The sequence below is a fragment of the Methanococcoides sp. AM1 genome (assembly GCF_900774055.1).
In the GTDB taxonomy this organism is placed as follows: Archaea; Halobacteriota; Methanosarcinia; order Methanosarcinales; family Methanosarcinaceae; genus Methanococcoides.
In genome coordinates, this window is the sequence record NZ_CAAGSW010000002.1 from 157218 (window position 1) to 173996 (window position 16779).

Below are 16779 nucleotides of genomic sequence, written 5' to 3' on the forward strand. Positions count from 1 at the left end.
TTAACGGTGTTTTTACGAAACTGCGTATGTTTCTAGCTCGATTCTCACTCATAACGCAATGCATCAAGAGGTCTCATATTCGATGCCTTCCATGCAGGGTACATTCCGCCAATAAGGCTTGTAGCAACACCGAACAGGATACCTTCAATTATGTAGATCAGGGTTGCCAGTGAGAACAGGTACGATGTGTTCTTTATTACAAGTGAAAGGATAAGATATCCTGCTCCGATGGTGAATAAACCTCCGATAAGGCTTGCAACGATCCCCAAAAGCAGGGCTTCCAGAAGGAACATTGTGAGCACATCCTTTCGTGAGGCACCAACTGCTTTCATCACCCCGATCTCTTTGGTGCGTTCCATTGTGGACATAAGCATAACGTTCAATATGCTGACGCCAGCTACCAGAAGTGAGATCGAACCGATCCCCATAAGGAAAAGGGAGATGGACTTAAATGCTTCATTGATACTTTCGAGGATAATATTGGTTGCGAAGACGGTTACTACCTCTTCTCGCTTGTTCAGCATTTTCTCAATATCCTCTTTTATGTCGTCAACCTTGTCAAGTTCTTCTGCCCGGACGATTGCGAAGTCATATTCTTTCCCCTCTCCGGGGTACATCTTCTCATACATCTGTGCCGATGTGAACACGCCGGTATCTGCATCGATATCGAATCCCATCCCACGTTCTTTCAGGATCCCTACTACCCTGAGCCTTGAATCTCCTATCTCGATCTTGCTTCCAACCCTCAGTTCAAGGTTGTCTGCAACAGAGGATCCTATAACACAATCGGTTGAGCCTGATTTGAAGAACTGTCCGTCATCCACCTCTACCAGCTTTTCCAGATCCTCGCGTTCGATGCTATAGATGGACCCAAAGGTATAGCTGTTCTTGTATTCGACCCGGTCCCCTGTTGAATAGGCAGGAATTATGGCATCTATGCCATCCACCTTTTTCATTTGCAGGATCTGCTTTTCTGTCACTCCGTCCTCTCCGGGTGCAGGATATATGAGTAGTTTATCTCCTATATCCCCGAATGAATCTGTGACCGACATTTTCAGGCTGTTTCCCAAGATCCCCATGGATGAGATGGCAATGACCCCGATGATTATGCCTATGGCTGCAAGGACCGTTCGGAAGGTCTGACGCTTGAGATTTCTCTTTGCAAGCTGCAGGTACATGTTGCTCTGGATATCTTTAATAGATATCATTGGAGACCTCCCCGTCCATCAGGACGATGGTCTTGTTGGAGTATTCAGTAAGTTTATGGTCGTGGGTGACGACTATCAGGGTCGTACCCTCTTCATTTAGCCGGACCAGCAGTTCCATGATGCTCTTCCCGGTCTTTGAATCAAGGTTTCCTGTGGGTTCATCTGCAAGAAGGATCGGTGGTTCATTTGCAAGAGCACGGGCAATGGCAACTCTTTGTTGTTGTCCTCCCGATAGCTCATTTGGGCGATGGGTTGCGTATTCAGCATCAAGCTGTGCCTGTTCCAGTGCGTGCATGGCCCTCTTTTTCCGCATGGCCGGAGTGATCCTGCTGAATATCATGGGGATCTCAACATTCTCGATCGCAGTCAGGGTAGGTATAAGGTTGAACTGCTGGAAAATAAATCCGATATTGTCCCTGCGAATCGTTGTAAGCTTGTCATCGTCGAGTTTTGTTATGTTCGTTCCATTGATCTTCACTTTACCTGATGTGGGTGTATCAAGGCAGCCTACCATGTTGAGAAGTGTGGACTTTCCTGAACCGGATGATCCCATTATCGTGACAAAGTCCCCTCTTTCAATGGATATGCTTACTCCATTGAGTGCATGTATCTCGCTTGTTCCGAGGGTATAGGTCTTCCTGACGTTCTGTAACTGGACTATCGGATCGGACATAGGTTCCCCATCAGTCTTCGACTTCATCAGCTTCGTCGTAATTATCGTTATCATCTGATTCTTCTTCATCCGGGTCTTCAGCTTCTTCTACTTCCGCTGTCTTCCTGTTTTTCCAGCTATAGGCGATAACTCCGGCAATTGCTATAGTTATGATCGCGATGATCCCCCACATCCATATGGGTGTCTCCTTATCCCCGCCTTCCGGTGCCGAAGTGGTTTCAAGGTCAATGTAGCCTGTCACAGATGAATATACGTTATCAGTGTCGCGGAATTCGATAAGGATGGGTATCTCTTTGATGTCAGGGGAAAGGACGCGAGCAGATAGCTCGAAACTGCTGAAATCATCTGCCTCAAGTGTTCCTACGAAGTAGTTCGCATAAGGCTGCATTGGTGTGATGTCTTCGGATCCGGCGACTGATACCAGTACGTTCTTTGCATCGGTCGTGCCGAAATTATTGATGTCACCAATAAATGAATACCTGTTTCCGATCTTTGTCACTTCAATGCTCGTGAAGATCAGTGATGGCTGGCCTACCACGTTTATCTCTGTTTCTTCCTTTTCGGAAACATGGTAGTTATCGCCATTGAAAAATGAGGCTGTGAAAGATATGTTCTTCGGACCACTTGAAGATGCCATGGTGTTGAGCGTGATCTCCACTGTGGATTTGTTGCTTGCAGGTATGTTCCCAACGAAAATTTCTGCGGGGTTGAAAGAGACATTTTCTCCTTCGGGTTTGATAATTACATTGCTGACCTCATTTGGTCTTGTATTGATGATGTCGAGTTCTATCGTTGAGATCTCGTTCATCACCGTTGTTGGCATTGTTGCCATTATAAGCTTTAAGTTCCTGCCATCGATCTTGACCGGTATGTTGTAGTTAAGATCGTTCATATCACTGCCACCTACAAGTTCCATGGTCAGGAAGTGAACACCGTTCTCTGCTGTTTCTTTTGCACGTATGTTAAATGCCAGCTTTATGGTGTCCCGGGGTCCCAGAAGGCCGATATCGGTGTGCTCTTTGTTGAGGATCTCTATATCGTCATTACCTCCAAGAGCTATACTGGCAATGTAGGCATTCATGTCGAATGTCTTGTCATCCTCCTTGACATATATCTCGCCGTTTGCCATATTCTCTATGGATATGGTGATGGTGCCGGTATCTCCGGGCATGAGGACTGCGGGCTCCATGGAGTAGTCCACGACTACGGTCGGCCTGATATCTGTATCGGCTGCTGCCGGGGCTGTAAGAGCCAGGAGTAGCAACAGTGTTATGCTTATAATGGTCTTTAGTTTCACTTTATGCACCTATGAATTTGCTTGCAGTGTATAATACATAAAGTCCTACAGGCACCAGTACGGATATCGCTGCGTTCTTCACGCTTAGGTGTCTTGCATGGACAAGTCCGAATATCCAGATGTTAGCACTCCATAGTGTGAAAAGTATCCCCACTATCGCTAACATTTTCATTGTGGGATCATTAAGCATTGCCTGTTCCAGAAGTTCCGGGTTCTGCATGTCAAAGTTCTCTACTGAGAAAGATGTTGCCATCACGATGATACCTATGATACCACTTGCAATGAATGGGATTAATCCGTAGGCAACAACTTCGAGCACCCGTTTGAAAGTTCCTTCCCCTCCAAGGATGGATGAGATTGCATAGAATACGCCGGCATAGAACACCCATCTGATGATTTCACCAATAAATGCACCTATTGCTCCTGCAATTGCCCCTATACTTGCAAATGCTGCTGCTTCCGGGGGTAGGATTTCCATGATCTGTTTCGTCACTATTGCAGCGTTAATTGCGCTTAGGATTGCAATGAAAAGTACTATCAGAAGCGGGTTTTTCATTTCCACTTCGGTTTTCATTTTCTCTTCAAAAAAGCCGTTTGGGTTTGTAAGAACTTGAGTAAGTGTCATTCTTATTTATGTACGGGGCATTGTATATATTTATAATGGTTTCGTTTTTTCGTCAAGTATAATCTTATATGCTCAAAACATCCTCCAGCATGCTTGTCGCTTTATCATAATCAAGGCCTTCAATCTCTACTGTCTTTTTTGTGCTTCTTGCACCTGACCTTATACTGACACTGGAAGTATTTACTGTAAAGAAGTCTGCAATGCTTTCTATAAGTTCATCGTTGGCCTTCCCTTTTTGTGCAGCGGATCTGAGCTTTATCTCTATGCGCTCTCTCCACTGGTTGTAACCTCCGGGGAAACATACTTTCTTTGACCCTGGTGTCACTTCCAGATCGATGGTTATGCTATCTCCTTTATCCTTTAGCGCATTTTCAAAAGACATGTCTGTGACCTTTATGTGATATGATCGAGAAGATGTCGATAATGCTGTAGCCTGGCCCACTAACTCCGAAAGATCATCCTATTGGGATCCCCGCTGTCCCTTCCGGTTTCCCTCGTGTCAGGCGTATGTTGCATTATCGTATGTGCCGCATTGAGGTTGTCTGTACATTCACTGAAAGGCTCTGCCATATTCTCGTGCAAGGACCTTACAATGCGCCATGGAGTACTACAAGGTAGGGTAATATAAAGATGTCGTACTGTGGTGGTAATAATTCAGCAGGATCTTGTTCCGGAGACCGGGTTTGCATTGCTGGATATTGTTGGTATGTCAGTAAAATTTATGCGGCTGGATTATGACCTTGAAATGGTTGTCGGAAATGTCTGTGAAAAAACGACGAATTTGAAATGTATGGTGGCAATTTTAAAGAGGTAATTTAATAATAAAAGTCGCTGCATTGCATTTTCGGTTCTTATTTTAATTAATTATGAGGTATTTTAAAACCAAAATCATTATATATTACCTATCGGTAATAGCTAGCCTAGTCGTCACACTGGTGATAACATCTTTATATGTACCAATGAGATGATCACAAAAAATTGTTAACAAAAAAGGCTATATATTTTCCATGGCCTTTTTAAAAAATAGAATAATTATCTAAAATTAAATGCGAGGTAAATCACATGGCAGAACAGAACCCATTTGAAAATGCAAGAAAGCAGTTAAAGAAATGCGCAGACATCCTTGAGCTTGATGAAGGTATCCACGAGATCCTCAGAAACCCAATGAGGGAGATGCACGTATCCCTTCCTATCCGCATGGACGATGGTTCCATCAAGGTATTCCAGGGATTCAGGGTACAGTACAACGATGCAAGAGGACCAACCAAAGGTGGTATCCGCTTCCACCCAGAAGAGACCGTCGACACAGTCAAGGCACTTGCAGCATGGATGACCTGGAAATGTGCAGTTATGGACATCCCACTCGGTGGAGGTAAGGGAGGAGTTATCTGCAACCCTAAGGAAATGTCCAATGGTGAGCTCGAGCGTCTTTCAAGGAAGTTCATTTCAAGCATCTCAATGATCGTAGGTCCTGACAAAGATGTACCTGCACCTGATGTCTATACCAACCCACAGATGATGGCATGGATGATGGACGAGTTCTCAAAGTTCTCCGCAAAGAACCAGGCTGGTGTCATCACCGGTAAGCCACTCAGCATTGGTGGTTCACTCGGTCGTGGCGACGCAACAGCTCGTGGTGGTCTCTACACTGTCCGTGAAGCAGCAGAAGTTATCGGTCTTGACCTCAAAGGTGCAACCGTAGCTATTCAGGGATATGGTAACGCAGGTTACTTCGCAGGCACTCTTTGTGAAGAGCTCTTCGGATGCAAGGTCGTTGCTGTCAGTGACAGCAGGGGCGGTGTCGTGAACATGGACGGCCTCAGTGCAGAAGCAGCACATGCACACAAGATGGAAACCGGTTCCGTTGTCGGCCTCGCAGGAACAGAGCTAATTTCCAACGAAGATCTCCTTGAGCTTGATGTCGATGTACTTATCCCAGCAGCTCTTGAGCACGTGATCACACATGAGAACGCAGACAAGATCAAAGCAAAGATCGTTGCTGAACTTGCAAACGGTCCAACAACACCTGAAGCAGATGAGATCCTCTACGAGAATGGTGTACACCTGATCCCTGACTTCCTCTGTAATGGTGGTGGAGTTACTGTGTCCTACTTCGAAATGGTCCAGAACTTCTACATGTACCGCTGGAGCGAAGAGCGTGTCCACAACCGTCTTGATGCTAAGATGAAGAATGCATACCATTCTGTTCTCGATGCATCCAATGAATACAACATCAACATGAGAACTGCTGCATACGTTGTAGCTATCAACCGTGTTGTTGAGTCAATGTCAGATCGTGGATGGTTATTCTAAGCATTGCTTAAGAATTCAAAAATACCTCTTGGGTTTTGAAGAGATGGGTTTATTTATCCCCTCTCTTTTTGCCCGTATTGCTTTTCTACTCGTCAAAACAGATATAACTAACTTGGAAGATTAATGGGATTGTTATGAAGATCGCAATACTTGGTGGAACTGGTAATATTGGTAAAGGATTTGCTTTACGCTGGGGTCCTAAACATGATGTGATAATAGGCTCCAGAAGTGCAGAAAAAGCTATGGAAGTGGCAGCTGAATATACTCAGATCCTGCGTGATAGGGGCATTGATGCAACTGTCGTGGGAAAGGACAATAAGTCCGCAGCAGAGGATGCAGATATAATTCTCTTTGCAATACGCTATGAACAGGTGCCATCTGTCATTGAGCTGATAACTCCTGTCCTGAAGGACCAGATCGTAGTTTCCGTGGTAGTTCCTATGGAGAAGGATCGCTGTTACATCCGGCAGGATGATCATAGCAATAACCCTGTGACCATTAATGCGAAGGATTCAGAATACAATGCTGATTATTTCTGTTATACAAGTCCATCTGCAGGCAGTGCGGCCGAGGAAATGGTACATCTCTTGCCACAAAGCATTGAGCTGGTGTCAGCTTTCCACAATGTTCCTGCAAAGAAGCTTGCAGATCTTGACCTTGAACTTGATTACGATATCGCGGTTTGTGGAAACTGCATGCATTCCAAGAAAATAGTCTTCGATCTTGTAAGGGATATTCCGAATATGCGTCCTCTTGATATTGGTCCGATCGAGACCTCCGGTATGGTGGAGTCACTGACACCTCTGGTGATAAACATTGCCATACGCAACAAGATGCATGATGTAGGAATTCGCTTTGTTTAAAAAGATCCTAAACAGGGGTCCATGGTGTAAAAGTTGATGGTTTTTACCAGTGACTATATATCCTACTCCTGTCAATTATAGATTGGCTTCTGATAAGGGAAACTGAAAGATTCCGTCCGTCAATATAATTGGATTTCAAAAATATCCCCTCAAATAGGGATCTCCAGTTCCCTTCCTTTACTTATCCTTTTACATATCTATTATGAAAGGTTCCATCCATTTTTATATCAAAGGAATTTCCATTTTTTTACCAAAAACATGATATATGAATGGTAGGTTTTAAACAATAATATCATATTATCTGTAAGCAATTAGGCATAAATCAATCCATTGATGTGGGCGATTCAATGAATATTAATACCAAAGAAGATGTACTCAAGGCCATTGAGGCAAACAATGTTAAGTTTATCAGGTTGCAGTTCACGGACATCCAGGGTGTCGTGAAAGATGTTGAGATCCCGGTGACGCAAATAGAAAAAGCTCTTGTTTCGGGAATTTCCTTTGACGGCTCTTCTGTTGAAGGCTTTGTCCGTATTAATGAATCGGATATGGTCCTGAAGCCCGATGTCTCCTCATTTGCAATACTTCCATGGAATCAAGCTAAGGGCGTTGTTGCAAGGATGGTGTGTGATGTCTATCTGCCCGATGGAACTCCTTTTGTAGGAGATCCCAGATATGTCCTCAAGAAAGTTATAAAGGAAGCTGGGGATATGGGCTTTACACTTAACGTAGGCCCTGAGCTTGAATTCTTCCTGTTCGAAAAGGAAAATGGCAAAGCAACCACAATACCTCATGATTTCGGCAGGTACTTTGAGTTTGCACCTGCTGATCTTGCAGAGGATGTACGCCGTGATATTGTACTGACGCTCATGGAGCTTGGATTTGATATCGAGGCATCTCACCACGAGGTTGCTTTCGGTCAGCATGAGATCGATTTCAAGTATGGCGGTGCACTTTCCACTGCTGACAATGTAATGACCTTCAAGTATGTTACCCGTACCATTGCAAAGCTCAATGGATTACATGCAACCTTCATGCCAAAACCTATCTTTGGTGAGAACGGTTCTGGTATGCATGTGAACCTTTCCCTTTCAAAGAACGGGGAGAATGTGTTCTACGATCCTGATGGGGACATGCAGATCAGTGATGAAGCACGCTATTTTATTGGCGGATTGCTCAAACACGTTAAGGCGATTACAGCTATCTGCAATCCACTTGTTAACTCATACAAACGTCTCGTACCAGGCTATGAGGCTCCGGTATACATTGCATGGTCCGGTGCCAACAGAAGCTCACTTATCCGTATCCCTGCTGCAAGAGGCAAGGGAACTCGTGTGGAGCTCAGAAGCCCAGATCCTTCATGCAATCCATACATAACTTTCGCTGCTGTCCTTGCAGCAGGTCTGGATGGTATCAGGAACAAGATCGATCCGGGGGAGAACAGGGAAGAGAACATCTTCGAGCTTTCTGACAAAGGTCTTAGCGATCTTGGTATTGAGACACTTCCACCAACCTTGAAAGATTCTGCAAACTACCTTGCCGAGAACGATCTGCTTCGTGAGGCTCTTGGTGAGCACGTACACGAGAACGTCCTCCGGCTTGCAAGGGCTGACTGGGATGCATATCGTATTCAGGTACACGACTGGGAGGTCGAAAGGTATCTTAACACTATATGAGAGTACTTTAACTCTCATTTTCTCATCTTTTTATTCGGTGTGTTCGTTTCTTTTGCTGTTGTTTTTTCAATTTATGGCGTGGAATTATACTTGCAACACAAGAGTAATTGATATTGATTACACCCCAGCGGGCAGGAAAATTTAAGAGCCTTTAATGTTTAGTTCCTTTCATGACAGATGTGATGCTGATCTGGGATAATCCGCTTCTCTTTGAAAAACTGTTTGAAGAAAATGGCCTGAAATGCCAGCGTGTCCTTTCCACAGCCATTGGTACACCTTTTCTTCCTGCATGTAAATGTGTCATCGTCCCTACAGGGTTTGCCAATTCTGCATATACGAAGATACTTCCGGGAATTGAAAGGAACAGCAAGGCATTTGAAAAGTTCGTAAGTGCCGGTGGTTCACTCGTTGTCTTTGGAGCACTTGTCACAAAATATGAGCATAGCTGGTTACCAATGCAGCTTACATACATAGAAAAACACGGGGAAACACATCTTCACAGTGTGGATGAGCATGAGGCACAGTGCATAGTCGAGGATCCTGATCAGATGGTGGATTGTGACGGTTACTTCTCTGAAACAGATGGCAATGTCATCTTAAAGAATGACGATGATCAGGCTGTAATGGTGGTAAAAAAAGTGGGTGATGGGATGATAATTGCCACGTCAGTTCACGAGTTCCCTTCCCCGGGGTTCCTTGGTTGTGTCACGGGCAATGCCAGAAGATCAAAGATCTGATCATTTTATCTCATTGCGTATCTTTTCAATCTCATCCTGTGCATCCGGGATCCTCAGGATGAAAAGACCGCTGCATGGTTTTATGAACTGGAAAATGAGATCATTTCCTTTTATCCCTATGGGAATGGAATCCCCTCCGCGGAGGAGTACTCCACGTATCTTGTAACCGCCTTTGACGTGATAGACCTCATCACATTCTTTCTGGATGAAATCTTCACATTGTTTTGGTGTTCCTCCTTTCAGGAGGATCTCATAGGGTATATCGTTGATACATGCCATATTATACGATCTCGAGGTCACCAACACGAATTCCGCGTTCGACGATCTTTCCGACGATCTTCCCGCCCGTCATCTCTGCAGCCTTCTCAGCATCCTCTTCAGGAAGGATGATCAAAAAGCCCATTCCCATGTTGAATGTGCGGTACATCTCAAGTTCGTCAACATTTCCTTCTTCCTGAAGGAACTTAAAGATGTTACCTGGCTCTATGGGGTCAGTAAACTCGAATCCAAGGTCGGTAACTCTTTTGAGCTTCAGGAGTCCGCTTCCGGTAATATGTGCAAGTCCGTGTACGTCACATTCTTTTATTACATCGAGGACTTCCATGTAAATGCGGGTCGGTATCAGAAGTTCGTCACCAATGGTGGTCTCAGGGTTGTACGGGAACTTGTCGTGATATGAGTGTTCTGATCGATCGACTATATTCCTTACAAGGGTGTAGCCATTGCTGTGAACGCCGCTACTTGGAATTCCTACAAGGACATCACCAAGCTGGACCTTTTCACCGGTTATGATCTCATCCTTTTTTACCATTCCAAGGCAGGTTCCTGCAAGGTCAAATCCATTTATGATTTCCGGAAGGGTTGCTGTTTCCCCACCAACGATGGTCATCTTTGATATTTCTGCACCTCTGGTAAGTCCTTCTCCGATCTGGCGTGCAAACTCATCAGTATGCTCTTCAAGTGCAAGGTAATCTACGAAACTGATCGGTTCTGCACCGATGGCCAGAAGGTCGTTCACGTTCATGGCGATACAGTCGATACCAACCGTGTTCCAGCGTTTCATCTCATTTGCAATGAGCACCTTTGAACCAACGCCATCAGTTGCCATTGCCAGTGCATACTCCCCGAATTCAATGAGTCCTGCATAGTGGCCAATATCAGTGAGCGGAGCTCCAAGGCCTTCGCGTCTGTATGTCATTCCACTTGTCAGTGCTTTGATGGTGGATTCCTCTTTCTCGATATCCACTCCGGAATCTGCGTATGTAAGATGTTTATCACTCAACTTTGAAGGCCTCCTTTTATTGTCCGGATGTTTTCTTTGATCCGAGACCGAATTCCTGGTGCAGTACTCTTACTGCCTCCTCTGCATCCTTTTCACTGATCGCGAAGGAGATGTTGTGCTGGGATGAACCCTGGCTAATCATTATTACGTTGATCTTGCCCTTTCCGAGGGCTCCGAATACTTTTCCTGCGACGCCTGGTATGCCGTCCATTCCGGCACCTACCACAGCGACCACACAGACATCCTTGTCATAGGCTACTTCCCCTACAACACCCTTGTTGAACTCGGATCTTAATGCTTTCACAGCTTTCTTAAGGTGAGCATCCTCGACAACAAGGGACATGTTTGCTTCGGATGAGCTCTGGCTGATCATGATGATATTGACACCGGCTTTTGCAAGTGCGGAAAAGATCCTTGCTGCTGTACCGATAGCTCCTACCATCCCCGCTCCTGATATGTTGACTGCAGCCACTTTCCTGATAAGTGTCACTGCTTTTACCACATCTTCTTTTCGGGTCTGGTCTGAGACGATAAGTGTACCTGGATATTCTATATCAAAGGTATTCTTAACACGAACCGGGATGCCATGTCTTATGGCAGGTTCGATAGCACGTGGGTGAAGTACCTTGGCACCGAAATATGACAATTCCATTGCTTCGATGTAAGATATCTGCGGAATGCATGAGGCTTCAGGAACTATCTTCGGATCTGTTGTCATGATCCCGTGTACTTCTTTCCAGAGCCAGATCTCATCTGCCTGGATAGCAGCACCCACAATGGATGCCGTAAAGTCAGAACCACCACGTCCAAGGGTTGTGATGATGCCTTTCTTATCTTCTGCAATGAAACCGGTTATCACGGGGATAGAGGTTTCCACCCGAGTCGATATATTGTTCTCCACCTGCTCATAGCTTTTCTCAAGTGGCTGGGCATTTCCGTAATCACTTGTTGTGACAATGCCTGCTTCTCCACCGGTAAACGGCATTGAGTCCGTTCCAAGTGAGCGTATTGCTCCACTGATGATCGGCACTGCCAGGCGTTCTCCGTATGATGAGATGTAATCAATGGAACGTGGTGTCAGCTCACCGAGATAACAGATTCCGATAAGTGCTTTTTCAAGTTCATCTATACGGCTGTCGATGGTTTCGATAACATCATCAGCGATCCTCTCATCATCAATTGCATGGCCAATAGCATCATAGTGCTTTTTGGCAAGTTCTGTCATGAACTCCTTTATCTGGGCTACCTTCCCTTTTTGTGATGCTTCAGCTGCGTTGGTGAGCAGTCCGTCAGTAACGCCTCCGAGAGCAGAAGTTATGGCAACTACCTGATCTCCGGCATCCCTGTAACTGATCAAAAGCTGTGCAACATGACGTATCTTCTTCCCATCAGCAATGGATGTACCGCCAAATTTCATTACATATCTCATAGTCTGATCACGTTCTGTATTAGGCTTGATTTGGAATGTGGCTATAAACACGGCAGTGTAATATAAAGATTATGAACGATGGAGTCAATGTATTTATTTTTCCTTATGATAATTAAAAGAAAGAGTTGATCAGCTAAACTCTCTCTTGAAGAAAAATGCGGTAAGTGCAAGAAGGGCAGCGACTACAATATAGGTGAATGCAGTGGACTTTGTTATATCTTCAACTGAATCGGAAACTTCGCTACCGGCATTTTCGCCATCCTTGATGATGTCCTCAACCTGATCCTGTACGGACATGTTATCTTCAGATGCGGTATCTCCTGTCGAACTCGCTCCGTCAACTGTGAATGATGTCTCCTTTGAAGATACACTTCCATCTGTTGACACGGTTTCGATGATCACATCATGCGTCCCTCTGTCCAGTTCATCGGTAAGTGTCTGGTAGGTTCCCGCATCCACATCATTGCGGGCATCTATAATGTCATCATCAAGAGATATCGTTACCTTGGATGCATCCTTATCAAGCTCATAGGCTATGATAGCTTTCTCTCCATCTTTGATAACGTTTCCAGAAAGTCCCTGGATGCTGATCTCAACAGTACTTTCAATGTTCACATCTTCTCTTTGTGAGATCTCCTTCAGGAAGAGTATATGCGTTTCACTGCTCTCAAAGAAGTCATAGACATTTGCAATGAAGATCGTACGGACTTCCCCATCTACGTTCTTGTAGTAGCTGAACACATCTCCGGGTTCCATTTCCTTTACTTCTTTCACAACATGTTCGTTCTTTTTCAGCGTTACTGTAATGGTCTCTTCATCCACATCAAGGTCGGATGCAGAGAGAGTGTAGCCTTCTTCCAGTTCCATCTCATCTCCAATATTGACTGAATCCGATCTGTCATATATCAGGAAATCCTTCGTATCCCTGGTAGGGTCCCGGAACTGCTCGATCCTTATCTTTGTAGCTGTGTCCGTACCACTTGTAACAAGTTCTTTTGGTGTAACACGGAAGATCAGGTACTCCTCATCCTCATCGTCGTCATCCTCTGCTTCTATGGTCAGTATGTATTCAAAAGGATCATTTTCCTTTCCGGATCCTTCTCCATCTTCGACCAGTTTCCCATTGTGTCGTATCTCTACCCAGACATCCCCGTTGTCCTCATTGATATCAACGATCTCAAGTGTATATCCCTGAGCTAACGAGAGCTTTGTATCCCTTTCCACCACACTATCCGAGTAATGTATTATCGGTTCGCTCGGATCAAGGGATGCTGCCGGTGTTGCTGCAAACAGCATGACAAATATTGCTAGAAGTACAAAATATATATATTTCATTAAACCTCACCATTCACGAAGCACATTTAAACATTGTAGAAATGAGCATATTATCTTTATAGTTTTGTCGATACCTTCATTTGAAGGTTCCGTGTTTATTACAAAAAGAGGTGTATCATTGAAATATATTATTCTCATCGGCGACGGAATGGCAGATTTTTGCCTGGATGAGCTGGGTGGTAAGACTGTTCTTCAGAAGTCCAACACTCCGAACATGGATTATATGGCCAGGAAGGGACTGGCCGGACTTGCTATCAACGTTCCTGAAGGTCTACCTCCGGGAAGTGATGTTGCGAACATGTCAGTTATGGGGTATGATCCGGATGTCTATTATTCAGGCCGCGCTCCACTTGAGGCAGCCAGCATGGGTGTTCCTCTGGAGAAGAACGATGTTGCCTTCAGGTGTAACCTTATCACAATAGAAGATGGCAATATTGCAGATCATAGTGCAGGCCACATAACAAGCGAAGAAGCCCGGGAGCTTATGGAAACCATTGATCGTGAGCTTGGTGCCAATGAGCTGAGATTCTATCCGGGTATCAGTTACAGGCATCTGCTTGTTGCGTCCAATGATCTTGGCGCTAAAGCAGACTGTACTCCACCACATGATGTGATAGGCGGGGAAATGAAAGATCATATGCCAAAGGGTGAAGGCAGTGATGTCCTGTGCAGGCTGATAGAAGAGTCGATACCACTACTAGAGAACCATCCTGTCAATGAACAGAGGGTAAAAGAAGGCAAGAGTCCTGCAAATGCCATCTGGTTCTGGGGCCAGGGTTATGCTCCCTCCTTCCGTACATTCGATGAGCTCTACGGACTCACAGGTTCCGTTATCTCGGCTGTGGACCTGATAAAGGGTCTTGGGATATATGCTGGTCTTGACATTATCGATGTCCCGGGTGCAACCGGGTACCTTGACACCAATTATGTGGGTAAGGCTGAATATGCAATGGAATCCCTGAAAGAGAGGGACATTGTTGTGGTCCATGTTGAAGCTCCTGATGAAGCAGGTCATATGGGTGACCTGAATGCCAAGATGCAGGCGATCGAGGATTTCGATGAGAAGGTCGTGGGCACCGTTCTGCGTGCTGCAAAAGAGGACGATGAAGATTACATGATAGTCGTGCTTCCGGACCATCCCACACCGATCGTGCTCAGGACCCATACATCTGATCCTGTTCCGTTCCTCATTTATTCAACTCTGGAGAACGAGGTGGATAATGTGGAAACATTTGATGAGGATTCTATGAAAGAAGGTTCCCTTGGGATTGTCCGGGGATGCGATATCGTCCAGATGCTGATAAACAAGGCAAAACAGGCATAATTCCCTGTTTCCTTTGTTTTATATCGTCACTTTTTTAACTTTATTTGTCATATACTTTATTAATTAAATTTCAAGGAGTGGAATACATGAAATTTGGTTTAACGCGTAGGGGTCCCTCTGGATTATCCCGCTGGGATCCATTTGAAGAGATACGGCAAACACAGGAACATCTCAACCAGTTATTCAGGGAGGTTTCCCCGTTCGGAGGCTGGCCAGAGGGAAGATCGTTTTCTCCCTTGATGGATATAAGGGAAGAAGGCGACAATGTCATAGTTACTACTGACCTTCCAGGTGTTGACAAGAAAGATATCGATGTAAGTGTGAAGGAAAACATCATTGAGATCAGTGCAGAGTGCAAAAAGGAAAGTGAGTCTGAGGATGAAGGTTATACTCAGAGGGAGCGTACCTATAGTCGTTTCTCAAGATCTGCTGTTCTTCCATCGAATGTTACTGATGAAGGCGCAAAGGCAAAACTTGAAAATGGTGTGCTGACGATCACACTTCCAAAGACAAAGATCGAAGAAAAGCCGAAGATCATGATCGAGTGATCGATCATTCTTCTTTTTTGATTTCGAGCATTGGTTTGTTTGCGGCATCAGTCAGAGTTTTTCGTCATATTTTGCTCGGTCGGGGTAACTCTCATCATCGCCGCGAGTTTGTCTATATGGATAGTATTATTTATTTTTGATGCCATTTCATCTTCCGAGGTATCATATTGAGGATGGAACTGTTTACTGTAGATGGTTTGCCGCTTATCAAAAAGGGAGATGACCTTGCGGCTATGGTATGCGAACGTACGGAACTTGAAGACCATGATGTTGTGGTCATCGCTTCCACTATTGTGGCAAAGGCCGAAGGGGCAATGGTACTGAAAAGTGATGTGGTGCCTTCTGAACGTGCCATAAGCATTGCAAAGAAGCTCGGTAAAGACCCTGTACTTGTGCAGCTGGTCCTCGACAGAAGTGCTGATGTTATTGTGGAATTCCCTTTGTTACTTGTGGAGAACCTAAACGGGCACGTTAGCATCAATGCGGGTATTGATGATTCCAATGTGGATGCGGCTTATCTTCTGGAACTTCCGCATGATCCGGATGCCTCTGCAAAGGCCATAGGTGACAGGATCGCTGATCTGTGTGGCAGGGATGTCAGTGTGATCATAACGGACACCAATGGGAGGGCTTTCAAGATCGGACAGACCGGTGTTGCGGTTGGTGTTTACAACATGCACCCTATCATGAACTGGCAGGGGGAGAAGGACCTTTTCGGAAAAGAGCTTGAGATCACCGAGGAAGCGGTTGCAGATGAGGTTGCAGGGGCTGCAAACCTGCTGATGGGCGAGGCTGCAGGAGGAAACCCTGTGGTGGTAGTGCGTGGTTTTGACCTTCATACAAGGGACGATGTGAGTGTGAAGGAGATGTACCGTCCTGAAAATGAGGATGTAATAAGAAAAGGGTTAAGGTGCCTTCGTCAGTCTTCTGACTGAAGGTTCACCATTTCAACACCGGCAGCAGCGAAGAACTCCGGAGTATCGGTATCGGGGTATTGTGTGCTGAAGACAACTCGCTTGATGTTGGAATTTATAATCATTTTCGCGCACAGTATGCAGGGTTGGTGTGTGCAGTATACAGTTGCTCCTCCGATCCCGACCCCGTGAAGTGCTGCCTGTATAATGGCATTTTGCTCTGCGTGCACTGCCCGGCATTTCTCATGTCTGGTACCGGATGCAATGTTGTTCTGCTGTCTGATACACCCAATCTCAAGGCAGTGTTCCATGTTGCTTGGGGCACCGTTGTAACCGGTCGAAAGTATCCTTTTATCACGGACAATGACAGCTCCTACCTTGTTTCTCAGGCAGGTGGAACGCTTTGCGACCACCTCTGCGATCTCGAGGAAATATTCATCAATTGATGGTCTTTCAGTCATATATGAAAAGAAAACAGCAAGTAGTATATATAAGTTGTAGTGTATGAATTGGACATAAACCAGATATTGATAGTTGATATCTTTTCTGATAACG

General features: G+C 45.1%; 18 protein-coding genes. 8 read left to right on the forward strand and 10 right to left on the reverse strand.

Going from position 1 to position 16779, the window contains the following annotated elements; all coding sequences use genetic code 11:
- Positions 1-44 precede the first annotated feature (44 nt).
- The 5 genes from E7X57_RS03490 to E7X57_RS03510 form a co-directional block, all read right to left on the reverse strand.
- Positions 45-1208 (reverse strand): ABC transporter permease, encoded by a 1164-nt coding sequence (locus tag E7X57_RS03490; RefSeq protein ID WP_167880874.1) that lies wholly within the window; start codon positions 1206-1208, stop codon positions 45-47.
- The gene (locus E7X57_RS03495; RefSeq protein WP_244603579.1) at positions 1195-1908 is read right to left on the reverse strand and encodes an ABC transporter ATP-binding protein; all 714 of its coding nucleotides are present in this window, start codon (positions 1906-1908) and stop codon (positions 1195-1197) included. The genes E7X57_RS03490 and E7X57_RS03495 overlap by 14 nt, the downstream gene beginning before the upstream one ends.
- The gene (locus tag E7X57_RS03500) at positions 1892-3178 is read right to left on the reverse strand and encodes a hypothetical protein (protein ID WP_244603580.1); all 1287 of its coding nucleotides are present in this window, start codon (positions 3176-3178) and stop codon (positions 1892-1894) included. Before E7X57_RS03500 ends, E7X57_RS03495 begins: the two co-directional genes overlap by 17 nt.
- Before the next feature lies 1 nt (position 3179).
- Entirely contained in the window at positions 3180-3803 is a 624-nt protein-coding gene (locus E7X57_RS03505) for a YIP1 family protein (RefSeq protein ID WP_135610609.1), read from the reverse strand.
- 64 nt (positions 3804-3867) lie between these two features.
- Positions 3868-4185, reverse strand: a complete 318-nt coding sequence (locus E7X57_RS03510) for a DUF167 domain-containing protein (protein WP_135610611.1) — start codon at positions 4183-4185, stop codon at positions 3868-3870.
- Between the two features lie 258 nt (positions 4186-4443).
- Here E7X57_RS03510 and E7X57_RS12370 point away from each other — a divergent pair, with 258 nt between their 5' ends.
- From E7X57_RS12370 to E7X57_RS03530, 5 genes are all read left to right on the forward strand, one after another.
- The gene (locus tag E7X57_RS12370; protein ID WP_167880875.1) at positions 4444-4617 is read left to right on the forward strand and encodes a hypothetical protein; all 174 of its coding nucleotides are present in this window, start codon (positions 4444-4446) and stop codon (positions 4615-4617) included.
- Between the two features lie 248 nt (positions 4618-4865).
- Positions 4866-6116, forward strand: coding sequence for a Glu/Leu/Phe/Val dehydrogenase (locus E7X57_RS03515; RefSeq protein ID WP_135610613.1), 1251 nt, complete (start codon positions 4866-4868; stop codon positions 6114-6116).
- A gap of 134 nt (positions 6117-6250) precedes the next feature.
- A complete protein-coding gene (locus E7X57_RS03520) occupies positions 6251-6979 on the forward strand; it encodes an NAD(P)-binding domain-containing protein (RefSeq protein ID WP_135610615.1) in 729 nt (242 codons plus the stop codon).
- A 347-nt stretch (positions 6980-7326) separates the two neighbouring features.
- Positions 7327-8655 carry a type I glutamate--ammonia ligase gene (glnA, locus tag E7X57_RS03525; RefSeq protein ID WP_135610617.1) on the forward strand — a complete coding sequence of 443 codons (1329 nt, stop codon included), beginning with the start codon at positions 7327-7329 and terminating at the stop codon, positions 8653-8655.
- A 170-nt stretch (positions 8656-8825) separates the two neighbouring features.
- On the forward strand, positions 8826-9392 hold the full coding sequence (locus E7X57_RS03530; protein WP_135610619.1) for a hypothetical protein: 567 nt from the start codon (positions 8826-8828) through the stop codon (positions 9390-9392).
- On the opposite strand, the gene E7X57_RS03535 is transcribed toward E7X57_RS03530, so the two are convergent.
- The 4 genes from E7X57_RS03535 to E7X57_RS03550 form a co-directional block, all read right to left on the reverse strand.
- Positions 9393-9671, reverse strand: a complete 279-nt coding sequence (locus E7X57_RS03535; protein WP_135610621.1) for a DUF1894 domain-containing protein — start codon at positions 9669-9671, stop codon at positions 9393-9395. It abuts the gene before it with no gap.
- A gap of 1 nt (position 9672) precedes the next feature.
- Positions 9673-10674, reverse strand: a complete 1002-nt coding sequence (purM, locus tag E7X57_RS03540) for a phosphoribosylformylglycinamidine cyclo-ligase (protein WP_135610623.1) — start codon at positions 10672-10674, stop codon at positions 9673-9675.
- 16 nt (positions 10675-10690) lie between these two features.
- Complete coding sequence (locus E7X57_RS03545; RefSeq protein ID WP_135610625.1) at positions 10691-12103, reverse strand: aspartate kinase; 1413 nt, start codon at positions 12101-12103, stop codon at positions 10691-10693.
- A gap of 129 nt (positions 12104-12232) precedes the next feature.
- Complete coding sequence (locus tag E7X57_RS03550) at positions 12233-13438, reverse strand: S-layer protein domain-containing protein (RefSeq protein WP_135610627.1); 1206 nt, start codon at positions 13436-13438, stop codon at positions 12233-12235.
- A gap of 118 nt (positions 13439-13556) precedes the next feature.
- On the opposite strand from E7X57_RS03550, the gene E7X57_RS03555 reads away from it, so the two are divergent.
- The 3 genes from E7X57_RS03555 to E7X57_RS03565 all read left to right on the forward strand — a co-directional run bounded on the left by E7X57_RS03555 (position 13557) and on the right by E7X57_RS03565 (position 16245).
- Positions 13557-14762, forward strand: a complete 1206-nt coding sequence (locus E7X57_RS03555) for a cofactor-independent phosphoglycerate mutase (RefSeq protein WP_135610629.1) — start codon at positions 13557-13559, stop codon at positions 14760-14762.
- Between the two features lie 86 nt (positions 14763-14848).
- Positions 14849-15310 carry an Hsp20/alpha crystallin family protein gene (locus tag E7X57_RS03560; RefSeq protein ID WP_135610631.1) on the forward strand — a complete coding sequence of 154 codons (462 nt, stop codon included), beginning with the start codon at positions 14849-14851 and terminating at the stop codon, positions 15308-15310.
- A gap of 167 nt (positions 15311-15477) precedes the next feature.
- Entirely contained in the window at positions 15478-16245 is a 768-nt protein-coding gene (locus E7X57_RS03565) for a coenzyme F420-0:L-glutamate ligase (protein ID WP_371413155.1), read from the forward strand.
- Here E7X57_RS03565 and E7X57_RS03570 read toward each other — a convergent pair.
- Positions 16230-16685: a cytidine/deoxycytidylate deaminase family protein gene (locus tag E7X57_RS03570; RefSeq protein WP_135610636.1), complete on the reverse strand. Its 456-nt coding sequence runs from the start codon at positions 16683-16685 to the stop codon at positions 16230-16232. The genes E7X57_RS03565 and E7X57_RS03570 overlap by 16 nt on opposite strands.
- Positions 16686-16779 lie beyond the last annotated feature (94 nt).